Origin of the sequence: Xanthomonas sp. GW, assembly GCF_014236815.1 — a bacterium.
In the GTDB taxonomy this organism is placed as follows: Bacteria; Pseudomonadota; Gammaproteobacteria; order Xanthomonadales; family Xanthomonadaceae; genus Xanthomonas_A.
Window position 1 is genome coordinate 3050477 of the sequence record NZ_CP051189.1, and the last position, 19012, is coordinate 3069488.

Below are 19012 nucleotides of genomic sequence, written 5' to 3' on the forward strand. Positions count from 1 at the left end.
GGCATGGACCGCTCGGCGCAGGGACACCGCGTCGTCGTCACCGGGATGGGCGCGGTCAGCGCGCTCGGCCTGGGTGCCGATGCCCTGTGGCGCGGCATGTGCGAGGGCCGTAGCGGCATCGCCGCGCTGGCCACGCCCGATCCGCAGGCCACGCTGAAGATGCGCCTGGCCGCCAGCGTGCCCGGGTTCGCGCCGCAGGCGGCGCAGCTGGGCGGCATCGCGCCGGGCCAACTGGATCGCATGACGCAGATGGCGCTGGTCGCGGCCTGCGAGGCCGTGGCCCAGTCCGGCCTGGCATTGGACGGCGCCGGCGCGGCACGCGGCGCGGTGGTGATCGGCACCGGCGTCGGCGCCGAAGTGAGCCGCGACGAACAATCGCGGCGGCTGTACCGCGAGCAAGCCGAGCGCCTGCATCCGCTGACCATCGTGCGCAGCATGAACAACGCCCCGGTCAGCCAGATCAGCATCGCCTTCGGCCTGCGCGGCCCGGCCTTCGCCGTGTCCAGCGCCTGCGCCTCGGCCAACCACGCGCTGGCGCAGGCGGCGCTGCTGATCCGCCACGGCCTGGCCGACGTGGCCATCGCCGGCGGCAGCGAAGCCTGCCTGAGCCTGCCGCTGATCCGCGCCTGGGAAGCGATGCGGGTGGTCAGCGACGACACCTGCCGGCCGTTCTGCGCGCAGCGCAGCGGCCTGGTGCTGGGCGAAGGCGCCGGCATCTTCGTGCTGGAAAGCGCCGCGCATGCGGCCGCGCGCGGCGCGGTCCCGCTGGCCGAACTGGCCGGCTTCGGCATGGGCGCCGATGCCCACGACATCGTCGCGCCCAGCACCGACGGCGCCGCCGCGGCGATGCGCCTGGCCCTGCAGGAAGCGGGACTGGAACCGCAGCAGATCGACTACATCAACGCCCACGGCACCGGCACCCTGGCCAACGACCGCTGCGAGACACAGGCGATCCGTGAGGTGTTCGGCAGTCACGCCGATGCGCTGGCGGTGAGTTCGACCAAGGCGGTGCACGGCCATGCGCTGGGCGCTGCCGGCGCGCTGGAGCTGGTCGCGGCGATCGGTGCGCTGCGCGAGCAGCGGGTGCCGCCGACCGCCAACTTCCTGGATCCTGATCCGGATTGCGATCTGGACTACGTCCCCAACCAGGCCCGCGCGCAACGGGTGCGCGCGGTGCTCAGCAATTCCTTCGCCTTCGGCGGCCTCAACGCGGTGCTCGCAGTGCGCGAGGCGCGCTGAGGCCGATGCCGCGGCGGCGGACGGGAGGCAACGCGGCGCCAACGCGCTGTCTCCCGCCATCTCATGCCACCCGCTTGGCGCGGGTCAGCAACTGGTCCAGCAGCGACAGGCCCAAATCGATCTCGTCGTGGCTGATGTGCAGCGACGGCGCCAGCGTGATCACGTTCTTGTAGTAGCCGCCCACGTCCAGCACCAGGCCGATGCGCTTGCCGTTGTGGCGCAGCTCGCCTTCCAGGCCCATGTCCACCATCGTGTCGAGCAGCTTGCGGTTCGGGGCGAAGCCGTCCGCCTGGCAGATCTCCGCGCGCAGCGCCAGGCCCAGGCCGTCGACGTCGCCGATTTCCGGATGGCGCTTCTGCAGGTCGCGCAGGCCGTCGAGGAAGTGCGCGCCCTTGGCCATGACCATCGACTCGTAGTCGGTCTCGGCCAGCATGCGCATGGTCTCCAGGCCCACCGCGGTGCCGAGCGGATTGGAGGCGAAGGTGGAATGGGTCGATCCCGGCGGGAACACGGTCGGGTTGATCAATTCCTCGCGCGCCCAGACCCCGGCCAGCGGATTGAGGCCGTTGGTCAGCGCCTTGCCGAACACCAGCACGTCCGGGGTCACCCCGAAATGCTCGATCGCCCACAGCTTGCCGGTGCGGAAGAAGCCCATCTGGATCTCGTCCACCACCAGCAGGATGCCGTACTTGTCCAGCACCCGCTTCAGGCCGGTGAAGAAGTTCGGCGGCGGGATCACGTAGCCGCCGGTGCCCTGGATCGGCTCGACGTAGAACGCGGCGTACTCGCACTGCCCGGCCTTGGGATCCCACACGCCGTTGTACTCGGTCTCGAACAGGCGCTCGAACTTGGCCACGCACTGCTCGCCGTACTCTTCCTTGGAAATGCCCTTGGGCCCGCGGAAGTGGTACGGGAATTCGATGAACTGGGCGCGGTCGAAATGGCCGAAGCGGCGCCGGTAACGATACGAGGAGGTGATCGCCGAGGCGCCCAGGGTGCGGCCGTGGTAGCCGCCCTCGAAGGCGAACATCAGGCTCTTGCCGCCCGTGGCGTTGCGCACCAGCTTCAGCGAATCCTCCACCGACTGCGCGCCGCCGACATTGAAGTGCACGCGGCCCTTGCGGCCCCACTTGCGCTCGGCATCCACCGCGATGGTCTTGGCCAGTTCGATCTTGGTCGGGTGCAGGTACTGGCTTGCCACCTGCGGCAGGCTGTCGATCTGCCGCTTCAAGGCACCGTTCAGGCGCGGATTGGCGTAGCCGAAGTTGACCGCCGAATACCACATCTGCAGGTCCAGGTACGGCACCTCCTCGGTGTCGTACAGATAGCTGCCGTCGCAGTGCGCGAAGATCCGCGGCGGTTCGCTGTAGTGCACGGTGTCGCCGAACGAGCAGTACTGGGCCTCGTCGGCCAGCATCTGCGCATCGCCGAGCGCGGCGTGATAGGCCGGGCCGGTGCGCAGCAGCGCGTCCGGATCGGGCGCGGCCGGCTGCAGGCCGTCGTGCGCGGCCAGATCGAGCGTGTCGAGATCGCCGTGCAGCGGCGCAAGCGCGGTGGGGAGCGGAACATTCCGATTCATGGGGATCAGGCTCGTTGGGGAACGGGGAGTGGGAGGCGCGCGCTGGCGACGGCAGGCGCGGCGAGTTCATGCAGCAGGGCGATGGCGTCGTCGAACCCGCCGATCGCGCGGTGGGCGATGCCGCTGGCGCGGCAATGGCGCAAAAGGCCGTCCTTGGCGAAGACCAGATCGGCCTTGCCGGCCACGCAGAAATCGGAGCGGCCGTCGCCGATCAGCAAGGTGGAACGTGCCGGTTCCTGCTGGGCCATCACCGCGCACTTGCAGGTGCCGCTGGCGCAGGCCGGCTGCGCGTGCGGCGAGGCCATGCGCCAGTGCCCGTCGTCGGTGCGCAGCAGGCGGTTGGCGATGATCGGCAGCTGGTGCAGGCCATGCCGCGCCAGGATCCGCGCGATCGGGTAGTCCAGGCCGTCGCTGACGATGCTCAGCGGCATGCCCAGGTCGCGCGCCAGATCGACGAAGCGCACGAACGCCGGATCGATGCGGACCTCATCGAGCACGCGGTGCAGCGCGTCCACGTCGCCGTCGAGCAGCGCCACCTGGCCGCTCATGCATTCGCGCGCACCGATGCGCCCGGCCACCCAATCCTCTTCCAGCGCGTGCCAGCCCGGCTGGCCGAGACGCTCGAGCAAGGTATCGGTCACGTCCTGCAGCGACACGGTACCGTCGAAATCGCAAAGAATTTTCCACTGGACGCGCAAGGCGGCTCTCCGGCTAATTCGGGCAGAGCCTAGGCGGGCTGTCTTTCGTGCTCCTTTCGGGCAGATCTCAAGTCGGCGCCGCCGCGCCTGATGCCGCGGCGGCGGCAAGCGCGGTTCCCAATTCGGACGCAATCAGGCACGCTAGCGGCACCAGGCCCGGATGGCGAAACTGGTAGACGCATCGGACTTAAAATCCGCCGGGGGCGACCCCATGCCGGTTCGATTCCGGCTCCGGGCACCATCGCGTTTCGGCGCGTGCAGCCGCAGATGCCGGCCTGCGCCGCGCTCGCACGCCGCAGGCGACGGCCATACAGGCGGCCGCGGCGCCACAAGCGCCAGACAAAAGCCCCGGCACCGCCGCCACGACGGAACCGGGGATGCCACTCGGCAAACGGTGAACCTGTCGGTGGGCGGCGCTCAGATCGCCCGCGAATAACGTGCCGGCTGCGCCGGCTGGCGCAAGTAGCGGTCGAAGCACATCGCGATCAGGCGCAGCAGCGGGCGCCCGCGCGCGGTGGCCTGGATCGCGCCGTCGCGGTAGTCGGCCAGGCCGTCGGCGCACAGTGGCGCCAGCGCCTGCAGCTCGTCGTGAAAATAGCTGGCGAAGTCGATGCCGTGGCGCTGCGCCAGCGCGGCGACGTCGGCGCGGCCCTGGCACATCAACTGCTGGATCAGCTCCGCGCGCAGCGCGTCGTCGGCGCTGAGCTGCAGGCCGCGCAGCACCGGGCTGTCGCCGGCGTCCACTGCTGCCTCCCAGGCCGGCAGCTCGCGCTGGTTCTGGCTGTAGCTGTCGCCGATGCGGCTGATCGCGCTGACCCCCAGGCCGAGCAGGTCGGTGTCGGCATGCGTGGTATAGCCCATGAAATTGCGGTGCAGTCCGCCCTGGCGCTGCGCGCGCGCCAGGTCCTCGTGCGGCAGCGCGAAATGGTCCATGCCGATGTACTGGTAGCCGGCCGCCGACAGCTTGCGCACCGCCAATCCGAGCAGCGCGAGCTTGTGCTCTGCGTCGGGCAACTCCGCATCGGCGATGCGCCGCTGCGCCTTGAACAACTGCGGCATATGCGCATAGCCGTAGACCGCCAGGCGGTCCGGGCGCGCCGCGATCACCGTATCCAGGGTGCGCTCGAAGCCGGCCAGGGTCTGCCGCGGCAGGCCGTAGATCAGGTCCACGTTGACCGAGCGCATGCCCTGCACGCGGCAGGCGCGCAGGATGTCCAATGTTTCGGCCACGCCCTGGCGGCGATTGATCGCCTGCTGCACCAGCGGATCGAAATCCTGGATGCCCAGGCTTGCACGGTTGAACCCCAGCGCCGCCAGCGCGACGATGTCCTGCGGCGTCACCGTGCGCGGATCCAGTTCGATGGAGATGTCGCGATCCGGCGCCTCGCTGAAACGGAACAGCCCGCGCAGGCCGCGCAGCAGTTCGCCGAGCAGTTCCGGCGCGAGGAAATTCGGCGTGCCGCCGCCCAGGTGCAACTGCACCACCTCGCGCTCACTCTCCAGGCAGGCGGCCATCATCGCCGCCTCGCGCAGCACGCGCTGCACGTAGGCCCTGCCCTTGCCGGCGTCGCGGGTGATGACCCGGTTGCAGCCGCAGTAAAAACACGGATTGCGGCAGAACGGCACATGCACGTACAGCGACAGCGGCCGCGCCGGATCGCTGGCCTGCACCGCCGCGAACAGCTGCGCCGGGCCGAAACCGGCCTGGAAATGCGGCGCGGTCGGATACGAGGTGTAGCGCGGGCCGGGACGGTCGTAGCGGCGCAGCAGTTCGGCGTCGAAGGTCGAGGTGGCGGCGGGATCGGAGGCGGTCAGGATGTCCATGGAGGTCAGCATGCGCGGCCAGATGGCAGGCCGCCTTGACCTGGATCAATCCGCGGCATCGATTCACTGCATCACTCTGCAGGCGGCCACGGCAGCGCCGGTTCGAACGGCCGCCAGCGCATTTGATGGCGGCGCCGGCTGTTCCCTTCTCCCACCGGGACCATGGACCCCTTTTCGGGGGAAGGTGGCGCGCAGCGCCGGATGAGGGTACGGGCGAAGCCTCGCGCACCCAAACTCAACGAGACGCTGCGCGCCGTACCCTCACCCCAACCCCTCTCCCGACGGGAGAGGGGCTATGCACGCACACTGCTTTTCCTTCTCCCACCGGGAGAAGGTGGCGCGCAGCGCCGGATGAGGGTACGGAGCGAAGCCTCGCGCACCCAAACTCAGCGAGACGCTGCGCGCCGTACCCTCACCCCAACCCCTCTCCCGAGAGGAGAGGGGCTATGCACGCGCACGGCTGTTCCTTCTCCCATCGGGACCATGGCCCCTTTTCAGTGGCATGCATGTCAGTGCTCCTGCTCGATGGCGCCAGTCTCCGCAGCCGCTGCGGCCAGGCCTTGATCAGGATCAATGTCGTCACGCGCTGCACTGCCTAGTCTGCGTGGGCGGCATGCGCCTGCGCCGACGCCGACGGGGAGCGGCGGCGCGACCGCGTGCGGGCAGCGCCAGCCCATGCGTGGCACCACCCAGGCGCATGCCGCACCTCCCTTCCGCGATGGAACCCGCCCGTCATGACGCACAGCGACGATCCCCTGCTCGACCCGCTCGATGCCGCCGAATCGCGCCCGCTGGTGCAGCGGCTGGGCGTGATCCTGTGGCCCAGCTTCCTGGTCGCCGGCGCGATGAGCGTGCTGTTCTTCGCCCTGGTCGATCCGCTGGCGCTGCGCGACATCACCTTCCCCGGCCGCCCGCTGAGCCGCGAACTCGGCTACACGCTGGGCTTCTTCATGTTCTGGCTGGCCACGCTGAGTTCGAGCGTGCTGACCGGGTTCCTGCTGCGGCCGGCGCCGCAGGCCGCTGCAGACGACGACGAGCCGTTGCCGTGAGCGGCACGCCGATGCCCCGCCGCATTCCATTGCGCACGCTCGGCACCCATGCCGCTGCCGATGCCGATGCCGCCGCTGCCGCGGCAGCGCCGCACGGCCGCTACGCACGCCTGCGTCGTTCCAGCGTGTGGCTACTGTTCGCCGCGTTCTACCTGCTGCCGTGGCTGCGCTGGGACGGCCGCCAGGCGCTGCGCTTCGACCTGCCCGCACGGCGCCTGGACCTGTTCGGCTGGACCTTGTGGCCGCACGATGTCGGCTGGCTGCTGCTGGCGCTGTTCGCCGCAGCGGCTGCATTGATGGTGACGACCACCCTGGCCGGACGGGTGTGGTGCGGTTTCGCTTGCCCGCAGTCGGTCTGGAGCCATGCCTTCGCCTGGCTGGAACGGCGCTTCGCCGCCTGGCCGGCAGCCGCGCGGCATGTGGTCTGGGCGGCGCTGGCGCTGTGGACCGGGATCAGTTTCGTCGGCTACTTCGCGCCGATCGTCGACCTGGTCGCGCGGCTGCGGCCATTCGCCTGGAGCGGCTGGGAAAGCTTCTGGGTACTGTTCTACGCGCTGGCCACGTGGGGCAATGCCGGCTTCCTGCGCAGCCAGGTGTGCCGCTACCTGTGCCCCTACGCGCGGCTGCAGCCGCTGCTGTGCGATCGCGACACGCCCTTGATCGGTTACGACGCGATGCGTGGCGAACCGCGCGGCGCGCGCGCCTGCGGCCAGGGCAGCGTCGCCCAGCGCGGGCGGCGCCTGCTCGACGCCGGCACCGCGCGCGACTATGCGCTGCGCGCCAGCATCGCCCGGCGCGCCGGCCAGGGCGGCCACCGCGGCGACGCGTTGGCCAGCTACGCCGGCACCCTGCCCAAGTTCACCGCCGCGCAACTCGGCGACTGCGTGGACTGCAGCGCCTGCGTGGACGCCTGCCCCGCGCGCATCGACCTGCGCAACGGCCCGCACTACGCGTGCACCGCCTGCGGCGCCTGCGTGGACGCCTGCGACCGCAGCATGGACCGCCACGGCTTCGCCCACGGCCTGCTGCGCTGGACTGGCGCCAACGCGATCGAGCGCCAGCCGCGCCGAAGGCTGCGACCGCGACTGCTGGCCGGCGCCGCATTGCTGCTGGGGGCGTTGCTGGCGGCGTTGCTCGCTGCGGGTTGACTGGCACGCGCGCGCCGACGAAGACATGCCTCTCGGACCCGCAGCAAAAGACCCGGCGCGCGCGGCGGCGCTCCACCGCGGCGAGGGCCAGCTAGATCGTCGGGCAGCCACAACGCAAACGCCCGGTAGATCGTGGATCTACCGGGCGTCGAAGTGCAGATGGAGGCCTGGGTCGGAATTGAACCGGCGTACGCGGATTTGCAGTCCGCTGCATAACCACTCTGCCACCAGGCCGGTGGACTGAATTCTAGCCGAAACCGCCAACAGCGGTGTCCGACAAAACAAAGCCCCGTTGACGGGGCTCTGTCTGAATCTGGAGCGGGAAACGAGACTCGAACTCGCGACCTCAACCTTGGCAAGGTTGCGCTCTACCAACTGAGCTATTCCCGCTTGGGAGCCAGCCATTCTACAGCCCTCCCGCGCATTGCGCCAGCCTTCGGGCAAAAAAATCCGACGGCGGCGTTCGCGCGGCCGGGAGCACGGTGCGACGGGCCATCCGCACCGGATCCGCCGCGCACTGCGGCGCCTGTCCGGGGCGAGACAGCTGCCGCATCGGCAGCGCCGCCGGCGCGAACGCGGACTGGAATCTCCACCACAGCGGTTCGCCCGTCGAGGTAGACAAGTGCCCGGACGTGCAAGCATCACCGCGCACCTGCGCCGGCCGCGGCCCTAGCATCGAAACCACATCCATACGAGGGATCGCCATGAACCGATGGACACGCTGCAGCGGCGCGATGGTTTGCCTGATCGCGGCCGGCGCCGCGCAGGCGCAAACCTGCCGGCTGCAGACGCAGACCCTGCCCTTGCTGCTGGTCTCGCAGAACATGCCGAAATACGCCTACCAGGTGCGGGTGCAGGTCGGCACGCCGCCGGCCTCGGCGAACCCCGCCGCCGCCAGCCAGATCCTGGAAGTGGACACCGGCTCCACCGGCGTGGTCGTGCCGCTCAGCGCGGCGATCCAGCAAGCCTGGGACGCCTCGACCAAGCTCGGCTACATCTTCTATTCCAGCAACAGCCAGTACCACCCCGGCAAGTACGTGCAGGTGCCGATGCGGCTGGGCGTGTCGGCCGACGGCAAGAGCGCCACCGCGCGCATCGACTCGATCGAGGTGCTTGCCGCGCAATGCAGCTGCGGCGTCGCCCCAATTCCGAAGGGAACGCTGCCGGGTTCGGTGCCGACGCTGAGCCAGGCGCCGGACAATTGCGCCGCCTACAACAACACCCTCGCCTTGAGCAGTGGCGGCAAGCAGACGCTGCAGAACTGCAAAACGATCTCTTCCGACTTCGGCATGATGGGCGTGGGCTACGACCGCGGCGTCGATAAGGCGCGCAATCCGTTCCTCAACCTCGTACAGATGCATGCCGGCAGCATCAGTCCGGGCTACATCATCAGCGCGTCCGGCATCACCCTGGGCGTCAGCGAACGGGCGCTGCAGGGCTTCTCGCTGATCCCGCTGCAACGCGAAGCGGCGAACGCCGCCGGCGGTGCCGACTGGCAGGCGCCGAACGCGTGCGCCAGCTTCCCGGCCAGCGGCAGCGACTACCAGGTCTGCGGCAAGCTGCTGCCAGATACCGGCATCACCTACATGATGCTGACCCCTACCAAACAACCGCCTGCGCCGGCGAAACTGCAGCAGAAGCTCAGTACGCCAGCAAAGCCCGCAAGCGGTCACGCCGCCGCCACCACTGCGACCACGTCGCTGGTGGTCCCGGAAGGAACGCCGATGACGCTCGCCATCGGTCCGGCCGGGCAACCGGTGTTCAGCTACGACTTCGAGGTCGGCGGCGCCACGCCGGCGACGCCGGACAGCGTGCAATGGCGCGGACCGCTCGACGCACCGCCCGCGCACATCAACAGTGGCCGCCACGTGATCGCCGCGGCGGACTATGCCTACGATGCCGCCTGCGGACGGGCCGGATTCCGTCCGGCTACGACGGCGCCTTGACCAGCGGTCGGGTACCGCGATTGCGACAGGCGCTACCGGTGACGCGCGTCGCGGCTGAAGCCGCTGCTACAGGGTCACGTGCATCGACGGACCGCATCCGCGGCGAACGCTCCGTAGCTCCGGTGCCGACGGCGCGCGTTCAACGGCGCCGGAGCAGGAACAGAGCGACGCGGATGGCGGACAGCGCCTTGTTCAATTTGCCGGGCAGTGTGACCTTGCCGAAGGACGCCCGCTCGGCGCTGCCGGCCAGGTGCTGCTGCAGGCGGCGGAAGCTGTCGACTTGCCGCGCGAGCGCGTCGATGTCGACCAGGTCGCCTTCGCATTCCGCAAGCAGATACTCGGGACCGGTGACCAGCGCGACCGCAGGAATTCCCCGCTCGAACAGCGGCTCGCCTTCGCCGAAATGCAGCAGCGCGCCGGGCTTGACCGGGGTCGCTGCATCGGCGATTGCGCCACGCCACAGCGTGCGGGTGAGCCGGGCGAGTTCGGGTGTCGTGGCGTACAACAGTTCGGGTTCGAGCGTGCCGTCGGACGCGTAGCGCCCGGTGGCGGCATCGATGCGCAAGTGCTTTGCGCCCAGATGTTCGATGACCAGGCCGGCGGCCGCGGTATAGCCACCAGGTGTTCCGGCCCACAGATCGCGGTGGGCCTCGAGCCAGGCGGTGGTGGCCTGGCCATGCGCAGTGACGGCCGGCATGCGCAGGTGGCCGGCGGTGTAGACGAAGACGATGCTGCGTTCGTGCGGCGCGGCGACCGCGTCGCGCGCCAGCGCGAGCAAGCCGATGTGGCCGTTCTCTTCGACCGCGTTGCCGCCATCGCTGTGGGTGACCACCAGCACCGACTCGCTGGCCCGCGGACCGGTTCCCGGCGACACGGCCCAGAGCGTCTCCATGCGCGCGTTCGCGGTCCTGTTCGCGCTCACGGTCAGTGTGGCCACAGCGCCGCGCTCGGCGGCGGCGAGCAACTGCGCGCGCTGACTTTCGGCAACCCAGACGGCCGGCAGGCCCTGATAGCCGCGGGTGAAAGGCAGATACTGACCCGCAGCGGCCGCATCGGGCAGACCGCGCCAGACCGCGATCACGCCGAGCACCCCCGCGCGCTTCGCCTTGGCCAGATTGGTGCCTGCGAGTTCGGAACTGATGATCGGGTTGGAGACCCGGTCGAACGGCAGCGGCCCGTCCCAGGCCTCGACCAACAGCGTCGTCGGCACCGCGATGTGCGGCACTTCGATCACCGCGATCTTGCCGGCGGCCGCTCGCCAGTGCTTGCGTCGCCCGCGCAGCAGGACCAGCGGCGCCGTCGTGCCGTCGCGCGGAGTTTCGCCGGAATAAGGCCACGCCGAGACGATCGCGATGCGGCGTTCCCCCACCTGCAGCGCCAGCGCGTCCCCGTCGACCTCCCAGCGTTCGAACGTGTGCGGATCGCGCTGCACGTCGAGGCCGAGCTCGGCCAACGCGGTCGCCACATGGTCGATCAGCGCATTGTGGGCCGGTGTACCGGACGCACGCGGCCCCAGCTCGGTCAGGTAGCGAATCTGATCCGCGTAGGCGTCATGGCTGGCACTCACTTCCTCGGTCTTCTCTCTCGTCTGCGCCACTGGAGTATATCCAGCGACGCATGACGCCCCGATCGTGCGCGCGACGATACAAGCGGAGTGCAGCGTGCCACGCATGCACCCAGGCCTGGCGGCGCACTGCCGCCGTGCCGAATCGCGCTAATCCATTCGGCCTGCAGCACGCGGTCTGCGTCCTTGCCCATGCCCAGTTCAAAGCGAGCGCGATTCAGTGCCGCGTGCACGTAACGCGGTGACCACCGCGTTCAAGCGCAGCCAGGTCCTAACGATCACCGCGGTCGCGCGCCTGCCGCGTCCGACCGCGGTCGCCGCCGTGCCGCCGCGCTTCGCGCACGCGCTTGCGCAAGGCCACTGAAGCGCCGCCTGGTTGCGCGGCGAGCCAATCCCCAGTGCTCACAGCAGCAGCGTCACTTCCCGCGCGACCACGCCAAGCTTGGCGCGTCCAGGGCCACTGGGCGCTTGAGTCGGCGCAGCCTCCGCGTAGCGCGCTGCGATGGCGTCCTCGCCACCGCGCAGGCCCAGACCAACAGACTGTCCGCTGGCAGCATCGAAGACGAGCGGCGGCCACTTCGGTTGCGCCTGCTGCGCCTGCTGCGCACGCAGCACGGCCACGGCGACCTCGCACAAGGCGCCGGCGGCCATGCGGCGACCGTCCGGTAAAGCGGTGCATGCCGGCACCGCAGCGCCGTGCCGCACACGGCACCCGGACGTCGGCCATGGCCGGGCTACTAGGCGTTTTGGGCGAACGCCCATCACCGTTTGTGGCAAAGCGCCATGGCCGGCTGCGCAGCGCGCTTCCACACTGACCGACACCCAGGCACTGGGTGACCCGCGGCAGCGTCGCGCTTCGGCGTCGATCCGACCGGCCAAGGGAGACAACGCGGACATCTTGTTCACTTCCGATCCGCAGATGCTCGCCAGCGAATGGCGCGCAGTGGAGAGCCATGCATGCAAGCGCGGCGACCCGGCGCGCCAAAACCGAAAACGAAACCACGATCTTGCCGCACCGCTCCGGGCAAGACCGCTCCCACCCAACATCCACTCTGCGGAGACTCTCCATGAACGCCACACACACCGATCCACTGCCTGCCGTCGGTCACACCTACCGTGTCGACTTCGGCGGCGGCAACGCCTTCGAAATCAGCTTCGGTGAGGACGCGAAGATGACCTTCACCAAGCTGCAGGAACCCAACAAGGGCACGGTGGAAACCATCCGCTACACGCACAGGAAACTGCGCGACGGCCTGTACTTGGTGTACTGGCAGGAACAGGACGGCACCAACGTGGTCCATGTCGAGGATTTCGTGCTGGGCCGCGTTCACACCAACATCAGCTTCGCGGACGGCACGTCCTACCACGGCGTTTCCGCCCTCGAACGGATCCACTAATGCGGACGACACGCAGATCCGCGCCACTGGCCGTGGCCTGCGCCCTGGCGCCACCGGTCCTGCTGAGCGGATGCCGGACACCCACTTCGCTACACCCCCACTCCCGGAAACGACAATGAACCAGCACATCCCCCAACCGCAGACCGCACCGCTAACCCTCCAGGTATTCAATCCCGGGGAAGACGCCGTCTCTGACTTCGCCGTCAGTTCGGTGCTGGTGGAGGGCAAGCGAGAGGCGCTGTTGATCGACGCGCAGTTCCTGACCGCGCGGGCAGCCAAGCTCGTCGAGCAGATCCGCGCCTCGGGCAAGCACCTGAGCACCATCTACATCAGCCACGGCGATCCGGATTTCTACTTCGGCCTGGACACGCTGCACAGCGCCTTCCCCGACGCCAGGATCGTCGCCACGCCGCAGGTCGTCGCCCACATCGAAGCGACCAGCCAGGAAAAGCTGCAGATATGGGGACCGCTCCTGGGCGAGAACGCCCCCAAGCGCATCGTCGTGCCGCAACCGCTCGCGGGCGATACGCTGACCCTGGAAGGCCAGCCGCTGAAGGTGATCGGCCTCGATGGCCCGACCCCGGACCGCAGCTTCGTCTGGATTCCCTCGATCAAGACCGTGGCCGGCGGCATCCCGGTGGTGGCCGGCGAGCACGTGTGGATGGCCGATACCCAGACCCCGCAATCGCATGCGCAGTGGCAGGCCACGCTCGAGCGGATCAAGGGCCTGGCGCCGACCAGGGTGATCCCCGGGCATTTCGCCGGCGCGCTGCCGGCGGGCCTGGAGGCGGTGGACTTCACCGCAGGGTACATCCGCGCCTTCGATGAAGAGACCGCCAAAGCGGCCAATGCCGCCGAACTGGTCGCCGCGCTGCAACGGCGCTATCCCGGACTCGGCGGCGCAAGCGCACTGGAACTGAGCGCCAAGGTCGCCAAGGGCGAAATGACATGGAAGTGAGGCCGCTGCCGCGCAGGCGGTGACCGCGCGATTGATCCTCGCCCACATCGCCAAGCGCGCGCCGTCGGGAACATTCTCGACGGCGCGTTTGCCGTGGGCGCGCCACTGCGCGGATCAACCGATGGCGTGGCGATGTCGCCGGATCGCGAGCATGGCCTTTCGATGATTTCGCCGCGACGACGGCGCGCGGTTCGATGCAGATATGCGGAAACCGCCGAGCTGCGGGCGAGAAATTCGGGCACAAAAAAAGGGCTTTCGCCCTTTTTTGTTTTTCGAAGATCGCCAGCCTCGACAACGCTGGGAATCGTATCTGGAGCGGGAAACGAGACTCGAACTCGCGACCTCAACCTTGGCAAGGTTGCGCTCTACCAACTGAGCTATTCCCGCTTGAGGCCGCGAATTTTACCGGGAACCGGCAGGCTGTCAACCATTGCCTTCGATTTTTTTCGCATTCTTGTCCGCGACCGCGGCGCGCTCGTCGGCGCGCAGGCTCGGCCAGGCCGCATGCAGGTACTGGATGCCGGACAGCAGGGTCAGGATCGAGGCGATCGCCAGGGTCCAGTCGCCGATGTGGAAGATGAACAAGCCCATCCACACGCTCTCCGGCGGCGAGCCGTCGGGCATCACCGAATACAGCAAGCACAGCAGCGCCACCATCTGCGCGGTGGTCTTGACCTTGCCGATCATCGCCACCCGCACCTTGGCGCGCTGGCCGATCTCGGCCATCCACTCGCGCAGCGCCGACACCGCGATCTCGCGGCCGACGATCACCGCCGCCCAGAACGCCATCCACGGCGTCGGGTGGCCCTGCACGATCAGGAACAGCGCCACCGCCACCATCAGTTTGTCGGCCACCGGATCCAGGAACGCGCCGAACGCGGAATACTGGTGGTAACGCCGCGCCACCCAGCCGTCCAGCCAGTCGGTGAACGCGGCCAGGCCGAAGATCGCCGCCGAGGCGAAGTTCGTCCACGTGTAGGGAAGGTAGAACACCAGCACCAGCACCGGAATCATCACGATGCGCAGCAGCGTCAGCCAGGTGGGGATGGTCAACTTCATTGCGCTGCTCTACTCGCCTGCCGGATCGGGCACCGGCAGCCCGTGCAGGTTAGCGTAGATTCGTGCAGCGAGCGCGTCGTTGATGCCTTCCACGCGCGCGATCTCCGCTTCGCCGGCGGCCTTGAGTCCGGCCAGTCCACCGAAATGCTTCAACAGGCTGGCGCGGCGGCGCGGACCGATGCCGGGGATGTCCTCCAGCTTGCTGGTCATGCGCGCTTTCTGGCGCCGCCCGCGGTGGCCGGTGATGGCAAAACGGTGCGCCTCGTCACGCACCTGCTGAATGAACTGCAATGCCGGCGACGCCGCGCCGGGGCGCAGTTCGCGCCCGTCCGGCATCACCAGCGTCTCGTGCCCGGCGCGGCGCTCGGCGCCCTTGGCCACGCCGATCACCAGGATGCCCTCCACGCCCAGGTCGGCGAGCGCGGCGTTGGCCTGCGCCAGCTGGCCGGCGCCGCCGTCGATCAGCAGCACGTCGGGCAGCACCACGTCGGCCTTGTCGCCCTCCGCGGCGCGGCGGAAACGGCGCTCGATCGCCTGGCGCATCGCCGCGTAGTCGTCGCCCGGCTCGATGCCGCTGATGTTGTAGCGCCGGTACTGGCTGCGCACCGGGCCGCTGGCGTCGAACACCACGCACGAGGCCACGGTGGCCTCGCCCATGGTGTGGCTGATGTCGAAACACTCCGCGCGCTTGACCGGCTCGGCCAGCCCCAGCATCTCGCGCAAGGCCTCGCTGCGCGCGTGCTGCGCGTTGCGGCTGGTCAGTTCGGTGGCCAGCGTGGCCTGTGCGTTGCGGCTGGCCAGTTCCAGGTAGCCGGCGCGCTCGCCGCGCACGTTCCAGCGCAATTGCACTTTGCGCTCGGCGGCCGAACTCAGCGCCGCTTCGATCAGCTCGGCATCGGCGATCTCGCGATCCAGCAATACCTCGCGCGGCGGCGCGTGCTCGGCGTAGTACTGCGACACGAACGCGGCCAGCACCTCGGCGGCGCTGTCCTCGCCGTTGGTCTTGGGGAAGAACGCGCGGGTGCCGAGATTGCGCCCGTCGCGGAACGCCAGCAGCAGCACGCAGGCGTTGGCGCCCTGCATCGCGCAGGCGAGCACGTCCAGGTCGGCGGCGCGGCCGTCCACGTACTGCCGGCTCTGCATGCTGCGCAGCGAGCCGAGCAGGTCGCGCAGGCGCGCGGCGCGTTCGAATTCCAGTTGCTCGCTGGCGGCCTGCATCGCCTGCACCAGCTCCTCGCCGAGTTGGTCGCTGCGCCCATCCAGGAACATCGTCGCGCGGCGCACCGATTCGGCGTAGTCGTCGGCCGGCACCAACGCCACGCACGGCGCGCTGCAGCGGCCGATCTGGTACTGCAGGCACGGCCGCGAGCGGTTGCGGAACACGCTGTCCTCGCAGCTGCGCAGCTTGAACAGCTTGTGCATCAGGTTCAGCGTCTCGCGCACCGCGGTGACGCCGGGATACGGGCCGAAGTAGCGCCCGGGCAGCGCGCGCGGGCCGCGGTGCAGCGCGATCCGCGGCCATTCCTCGCGGGTCAGCAGCACGTAGGGATAGCTCTTGTCGTCGCGCAACGACACGTTGTAGCGCGGCGCCAGCGACTTGATCAGCTGGTTTTCCAGAAGCAGCGCCTCGCCTTCGCTGCGGGTCACGGTCACGTCCATGCGCGCGACCTGGGCCAGCATCGCCATGGTCCGCGCGTTCTTCGGCGAGGCGCTGAAATAGCTGGACACGCGCTTGCGCAGCGCGCCGGCCTTGCCGACGTAGAGCAAGGTGTCGTCGGCCGCGTACATGCGGTAGACGCCGGGCGCGGTACTGAGGTTGGCGGCGAAGGCCTTGCCGTCGAACGGGGGCAATGCGGATGCGGTCATTCGTTGATCGGCACGTCGCTCAGTTCGCCGCTGGCGATGTCGTAGCGCAACACCGCGTGGGCATCGGTCTCGGCGATCCACACCGTGCCGGCACTCACCGCCAACCCGGCCGGGCCATGCAGGCGCCGCGGCAGGGCCGTGGTCGACAGTTCGCCGCCGCCCAGGCGCAGGCTGCGCAGGCTGCCGTTGCCGCTGTCGGCGATCCACAGCAGCGGCGATTCCGGACTCAGCGCGATCGCCTGCGGGAACTGCAGCCGCGCGCGGCTGCGCGGGCCGTCCTCGTTGCCGAAATCCCACGGGCCCTGACCGCCGAGCAAGGTCTGCACCAGGTCGCCGCGCAGTTGCAGCGAACGCACCGCCGAGCCCAGCGCGTCGCACACGTACAGCGCCTGCTGCACAGCGGCCAGGCTGCACGGCTGCGCGAACGCGGCCAGGTGGCCGCTGCCGTCGCGCAGTTCCAGCGCGCCCGCACCGGCACGCCAGCGCAGGGTGCGGTTGCCGAGTTCGTAGCTCCAGATGCGGTTGTCGCCGGCCATGGCGATATGCACCTGGTTGTCGGCCACCACCACGTCCTGCGGGTGGTTCAGCGGCGCCTGCTGCGCGTGCTGCACCGGCCCTTCGACCGGTTCGCCGGCGCGGCCGTTGCCGCACAGGGTATCGACGTGGCCGCTGAGCAGGTTGATCCGGCGCAGCGCGTGGTTGCCGGTATCGGCGACGTACAGCACGCCGCGTTCCAGCGCCAGGCCGCGCGGACGGTGGAACGCCGCTTCGCCGATGCCGCCGTCGATGAAATCGGCGGTGCCCAACCCGAACTGGCGCAGCACGCGGCCGCCGGTGGTGCATTCGAGGATGCGGTGGTGGCCGCTGTCGGCGATATACAGGCGATCGTCGGCGACCGCCAGGCCGACCGGGAAGCGCAGCGACAGACGCGGCTCCGGCTGGGTCTCGCGCGCATCGCGCAGTTCCTCGTCCAGCGGCAGCGACTGCCCGGAGCACAGCGCGTTGAGCGCCTTTTCCAGATCGGCGCCGCCGATCCCGACCAGGCGCTCGCGCTCGTAGCCGCCGGCGTCGAGCAGCACCAGGGTCGGCCACGCCTGCACGTCGAAACGCTGCCAGGCGGCCCAGTCGGCGTCGAGCAGGATCGGCGCCGACACGCCCTGGCTGCGCAGCAGCTTCAGCGCCCGCTGCGGTTCGCGTTCGCTGTCGAAGCGCGGCACCTGCACCACGATCAGCTGCAGGCGCCCCGGATTGCGCGCCTGCCACTGGCTGAGTTCGGCCAGGCGCTGCGCGCACCACACCGAGGCGGCGTTGACGAAGGCCAGCACCAGCGCGCGGCCTTGCTGCTCGCGCAGCGTGGTTGGCGCGGCATTGAGCCAGGTGCCGGGCTGCGGCAGTTCCAGGGCGGCGATCGAGTTCATCGGCCGATTATGCCGGAGCCGCCGTCGGCGGACAGTCGCGCCACGCTGCCGGCGGCGGCTTCGTCTACCAGGCGCCAGACCTCCTCGAAGTGGTCGCTGCCGCCGGTGTACGGGTCGGGAATCTCGCGACGCCCGTCCAGCCCCGCCCACGGCAGCCACAGCGCCACCCGCTGCAGCGCGTCGGCGGGGGCGCGCTGGCGCACGTCGCGCAGGTTGGCCGCATCGGCGCACAGGATCCAGTCGAACCCGGCGAAATCGGCGTAGCGCAGCTGCCGCGCGCGCAGCCCGGCGATGTCCACCCCGTGGCCGCGGGCGCAGGCGATCGCGCGCCGGTCCGGCGGCTCGCCGCTGTGCCAGTCGCCGGTCCCGGCCGAATCCACCTGCACCTGGCCGGCCAGCGGCGAGCGCTCGAGATGGTGGCGCAGCGCGCCTTCGGCCATCGGCGAGCGGCAGATATTGCCCAGGCAGACCAGCAGCAGCTTCATGCCAGGGCCTGCAGGTGCGCCTCGGCGCGGGCCAGGTCATCGGGCGTGTCCACCCCCGGCGGGAACGGCTCAGGCGACAGCGCCACCGCGATGCGGAAGCCGGCCTCCAGCACCCGCAGCTGCTCCAGCGCCTCCACTTGCTCCAGCCCACCCGGCGGCATCGCCGCGAAACGGCGCAGGAACCCGGCGCGATAGGCGTAGATGCCGATATGGCGCAGCCATGGACCCGGCGGCAGCAGTTCGCGCGAGGCGGCGAACGCGTCGCGGTGCCACGGGATCGGCGCGCGGCTGAAATACAACGCATCGCCCTGCGCGCTGCGCACCAGCTTGACCACGTTCGGGTCGAACAGGCTGTCGGCCGATTCGACCGGTGTGCCCAGCGTGGCCATCTCCGCGCCGCTGTCGGCCAGCGCCTGGGCCACGGCAACGATGCCGGCGGCGGGCGCGAACGGTTCGTCGCCCTGCAGATTGACCACCAGGGTGGCGTCGTCCCAGCCGGCGATGTCGGCGCATTCGGCCAGGCGATCGGTGCCGGAGGCATGCTCCGCCGAGGTCAGGGCCACGTGCACCCCGTCCAGATCGGCCACCGCCGCGGCGATGCGCGGATCGTCCGCGGCCACCCACACCTGCTGCGCGCCGGCACCGAGCGCACGCCGCGCCACGTGCCGCACCAGCGGCTCGCCGCCGAGCATGCGCAGCGGCTTGCCGGGCAGGCGCGAGGCGGCGTAGCGCGCCGGAATGGCGACCGCGAATGACGGCGGCATGGCATGTGCGGCGCTCAT

At 69.7% G+C, this 19012-nt stretch carries 17 protein-coding genes and 4 tRNA genes; 7 read left to right on the top strand and 14 right to left on the bottom strand.

Going from position 1 to position 19012, the window contains the following annotated elements; translation table 11 throughout:
* Positions 1-3: 3 nt before the first annotated feature.
* Positions 4-1239 (top strand): beta-ketoacyl-[acyl-carrier-protein] synthase family protein, encoded by a 1236-nt coding sequence (locus HEP73_RS13120; RefSeq protein WP_185820325.1) that lies wholly within the window; start codon positions 4-6, stop codon positions 1237-1239.
* A gap of 61 nt (positions 1240-1300) precedes the next feature.
* Here HEP73_RS13120 and HEP73_RS13125 read toward each other — a convergent pair whose 3' ends face one another.
* Together HEP73_RS13125 and HEP73_RS13130 are read right to left on the bottom strand one after the other, a co-directional pair.
* Positions 1301-2656, bottom strand: coding sequence for an aspartate aminotransferase family protein (locus tag HEP73_RS13125; protein ID WP_221899416.1), 1356 nt, complete (start codon positions 2654-2656; stop codon positions 1301-1303).
* Positions 2657-2823: 167 nt separating this feature from the next.
* Entirely contained in the window at positions 2824-3516 is a 693-nt protein-coding gene (locus tag HEP73_RS13130; protein ID WP_185820327.1) for an MtnX-like HAD-IB family phosphatase, read from the bottom strand.
* 154 nt (positions 3517-3670) lie between these two features.
* Between HEP73_RS13130 and HEP73_RS13135 the strand changes: the two genes are divergently transcribed.
* A tRNA-Leu gene (locus HEP73_RS13135) sits at positions 3671-3757 on the top strand.
* A 176-nt stretch (positions 3758-3933) separates the two neighbouring features.
* Here HEP73_RS13135 and hemN read toward each other — a convergent pair.
* A complete protein-coding gene (hemN, locus tag HEP73_RS13140) occupies positions 3934-5340 on the bottom strand; it encodes an oxygen-independent coproporphyrinogen III oxidase (protein ID WP_185823412.1) in 1407 nt (468 codons plus the stop codon).
* A 734-nt stretch (positions 5341-6074) separates the two neighbouring features.
* On the opposite strand from hemN, the gene HEP73_RS13145 reads away from it, so the two are divergent.
* Together HEP73_RS13145 and HEP73_RS13150 are read left to right on the top strand one after the other, a co-directional pair.
* Positions 6075-6389 carry a hypothetical protein gene (locus tag HEP73_RS13145; protein WP_185820328.1) on the top strand — a complete coding sequence of 105 codons (315 nt, stop codon included), beginning with the start codon at positions 6075-6077 and terminating at the stop codon, positions 6387-6389.
* An 11-nt stretch (positions 6390-6400) separates the two neighbouring features.
* The gene (locus HEP73_RS13150) at positions 6401-7537 is read left to right on the top strand and encodes a 4Fe-4S dicluster domain-containing protein (RefSeq protein WP_185820329.1); all 1137 of its coding nucleotides are present in this window, start codon (positions 6401-6403) and stop codon (positions 7535-7537) included.
* A 160-nt stretch (positions 7538-7697) separates the two neighbouring features.
* Here the strand turns inward: HEP73_RS13150 and HEP73_RS13155 are convergent.
* Together HEP73_RS13155 and HEP73_RS13160 are read right to left on the bottom strand one after the other, a co-directional pair.
* Positions 7698-7771: transfer RNA gene (locus tag HEP73_RS13155), tRNA-Cys, on the bottom strand.
* An 80-nt stretch (positions 7772-7851) separates the two neighbouring features.
* Positions 7852-7927, bottom strand: a tRNA-Gly gene (locus HEP73_RS13160).
* A 314-nt stretch (positions 7928-8241) separates the two neighbouring features.
* Between HEP73_RS13160 and HEP73_RS13165 the strand changes: the two genes are divergently transcribed.
* Positions 8242-9483, top strand: a complete 1242-nt coding sequence (locus HEP73_RS13165; protein ID WP_185820330.1) for a hypothetical protein — start codon at positions 8242-8244, stop codon at positions 9481-9483.
* Positions 9484-9622: 139 nt separating this feature from the next.
* Here the strand turns inward: HEP73_RS13165 and HEP73_RS13170 are convergent, their stop codons facing one another.
* The 3 genes from HEP73_RS13170 to HEP73_RS22495 form a co-directional block, all read right to left on the bottom strand.
* A complete protein-coding gene (locus HEP73_RS13170) occupies positions 9623-11080 on the bottom strand; it encodes a hypothetical protein (protein WP_185820331.1) in 1458 nt (485 codons plus the stop codon).
* Positions 11081-11318: 238 nt separating this feature from the next.
* Entirely contained in the window at positions 11319-11453 is a 135-nt protein-coding gene (locus HEP73_RS22850) for a DUF2239 family protein (RefSeq protein WP_458309619.1), read from the bottom strand.
* A complete protein-coding gene (locus HEP73_RS22495; RefSeq protein WP_221899347.1) occupies positions 11450-11698 on the bottom strand; it encodes a DUF2239 family protein in 249 nt (82 codons plus the stop codon). The genes HEP73_RS22850 and HEP73_RS22495 overlap by 4 nt, the downstream gene beginning before the upstream one ends.
* A gap of 416 nt (positions 11699-12114) precedes the next feature.
* Here HEP73_RS22495 and HEP73_RS13180 point away from each other — a divergent pair, with 416 nt between their 5' ends.
* Both HEP73_RS13180 and HEP73_RS13185 read left to right on the top strand, forming a co-directional pair.
* Positions 12115-12444 (top strand): MoaF-related domain-containing protein, encoded by a 330-nt coding sequence (locus tag HEP73_RS13180; protein ID WP_185820332.1) that lies wholly within the window; start codon positions 12115-12117, stop codon positions 12442-12444.
* A gap of 115 nt (positions 12445-12559) precedes the next feature.
* Positions 12560-13402: an MBL fold metallo-hydrolase gene (locus HEP73_RS13185; RefSeq protein ID WP_185820333.1), complete on the top strand. Its 843-nt coding sequence runs from the start codon at positions 12560-12562 to the stop codon at positions 13400-13402.
* Positions 13403-13713: 311 nt separating this feature from the next.
* On the opposite strand, the gene HEP73_RS13190 is transcribed toward HEP73_RS13185, so the two are convergent.
* The 6 genes from HEP73_RS13190 to kdsB all read right to left on the bottom strand — a co-directional run bounded on the left by HEP73_RS13190 (position 13714) and on the right by kdsB (position 18994).
* Positions 13714-13789 (bottom strand) — tRNA-Gly (locus HEP73_RS13190).
* A gap of 36 nt (positions 13790-13825) precedes the next feature.
* Complete coding sequence (gene pgsA / locus HEP73_RS13195; protein WP_003472804.1) at positions 13826-14461, bottom strand: CDP-diacylglycerol--glycerol-3-phosphate 3-phosphatidyltransferase; 636 nt, start codon at positions 14459-14461, stop codon at positions 13826-13828.
* Between the two features lie 9 nt (positions 14462-14470).
* A complete protein-coding gene (uvrC, locus tag HEP73_RS13200; RefSeq protein WP_185820334.1) occupies positions 14471-16327 on the bottom strand; it encodes an excinuclease ABC subunit UvrC in 1857 nt (618 codons plus the stop codon).
* On the bottom strand, positions 16324-17745 hold the full coding sequence (locus tag HEP73_RS13205) for a hypothetical protein (RefSeq protein ID WP_185820335.1): 1422 nt from the start codon (positions 17743-17745) through the stop codon (positions 16324-16326). The genes uvrC and HEP73_RS13205 overlap by 4 nt, the downstream gene beginning before the upstream one ends.
* A complete protein-coding gene (locus HEP73_RS13210; RefSeq protein ID WP_185820336.1) occupies positions 17742-18230 on the bottom strand; it encodes a low molecular weight protein-tyrosine-phosphatase in 489 nt (162 codons plus the stop codon). The genes HEP73_RS13205 and HEP73_RS13210 overlap by 4 nt, the downstream gene beginning before the upstream one ends.
* Positions 18227-18994 (bottom strand): 3-deoxy-manno-octulosonate cytidylyltransferase, encoded by a 768-nt coding sequence (kdsB, locus tag HEP73_RS13215; RefSeq protein WP_185820337.1) that lies wholly within the window; start codon positions 18992-18994, stop codon positions 18227-18229. The genes HEP73_RS13210 and kdsB overlap by 4 nt, the downstream gene beginning before the upstream one ends.
* Between the last annotated feature and the right edge of the window lie 18 nt (positions 18995-19012).

Bases quoted from the DNA above. Each gene is read 5' to 3' on its own strand.
- hemN (WP_185823412.1), bottom strand. From the start codon at position 5,340: ATGGACATCCTGACCGCCTCCGATCCCGCCGCCACCTCGACCTTCGAC.
- HEP73_RS13145 (WP_185820328.1), top strand. From the start codon at position 6,075: ATGACGCACAGCGACGATCCCCTGCTCGACCCGCTCGATGCCGCCGAA.
- HEP73_RS13210 (WP_185820336.1), bottom strand. From the start codon at position 18,230: ATGAAGCTGCTGCTGGTCTGCCTGGGCAATATCTGCCGCTCGCCGATG.
- HEP73_RS13205 (WP_185820335.1), bottom strand. From the start codon at position 17,745: ATGAACTCGATCGCCGCCCTGGAACTGCCGCAGCCCGGCACCTGGCTC.
- HEP73_RS13185 (WP_185820333.1), top strand. From the start codon at position 12,560: ATGAACCAGCACATCCCCCAACCGCAGACCGCACCGCTAACCCTCCAG.
- HEP73_RS22495 (WP_221899347.1), bottom strand. From the start codon at position 11,698: ATGGCCGCCGGCGCCTTGTGCGAGGTCGCCGTGGCCGTGCTGCGTGCG.
- HEP73_RS13180 (WP_185820332.1), top strand. From the start codon at position 12,115: ATGAACGCCACACACACCGATCCACTGCCTGCCGTCGGTCACACCTAC.
- HEP73_RS13120 (WP_185820325.1), top strand. From the start codon at position 4: ATGGACCGCTCGGCGCAGGGACACCGCGTCGTCGTCACCGGGATGGGC.
- HEP73_RS13125 (WP_221899416.1), bottom strand. From the start codon at position 2,656: ATGCTGGCCGACGAGGCCCAGTACTGCTCGTTCGGCGACACCGTGCAC.
- uvrC (WP_185820334.1), bottom strand. From the start codon at position 16,327: ATGACCGCATCCGCATTGCCCCCGTTCGACGGCAAGGCCTTCGCCGCC.
- HEP73_RS13165 (WP_185820330.1), top strand. From the start codon at position 8,242: ATGAACCGATGGACACGCTGCAGCGGCGCGATGGTTTGCCTGATCGCG.
- HEP73_RS13150 (WP_185820329.1), top strand. From the start codon at position 6,401: ATGCCCCGCCGCATTCCATTGCGCACGCTCGGCACCCATGCCGCTGCC.
- pgsA (WP_003472804.1), bottom strand. From the start codon at position 14,461: ATGAAGTTGACCATCCCCACCTGGCTGACGCTGCTGCGCATCGTGATG.
- kdsB (WP_185820337.1), bottom strand. From the start codon at position 18,994: ATGCCGCCGTCATTCGCGGTCGCCATTCCGGCGCGCTACGCCGCCTCG.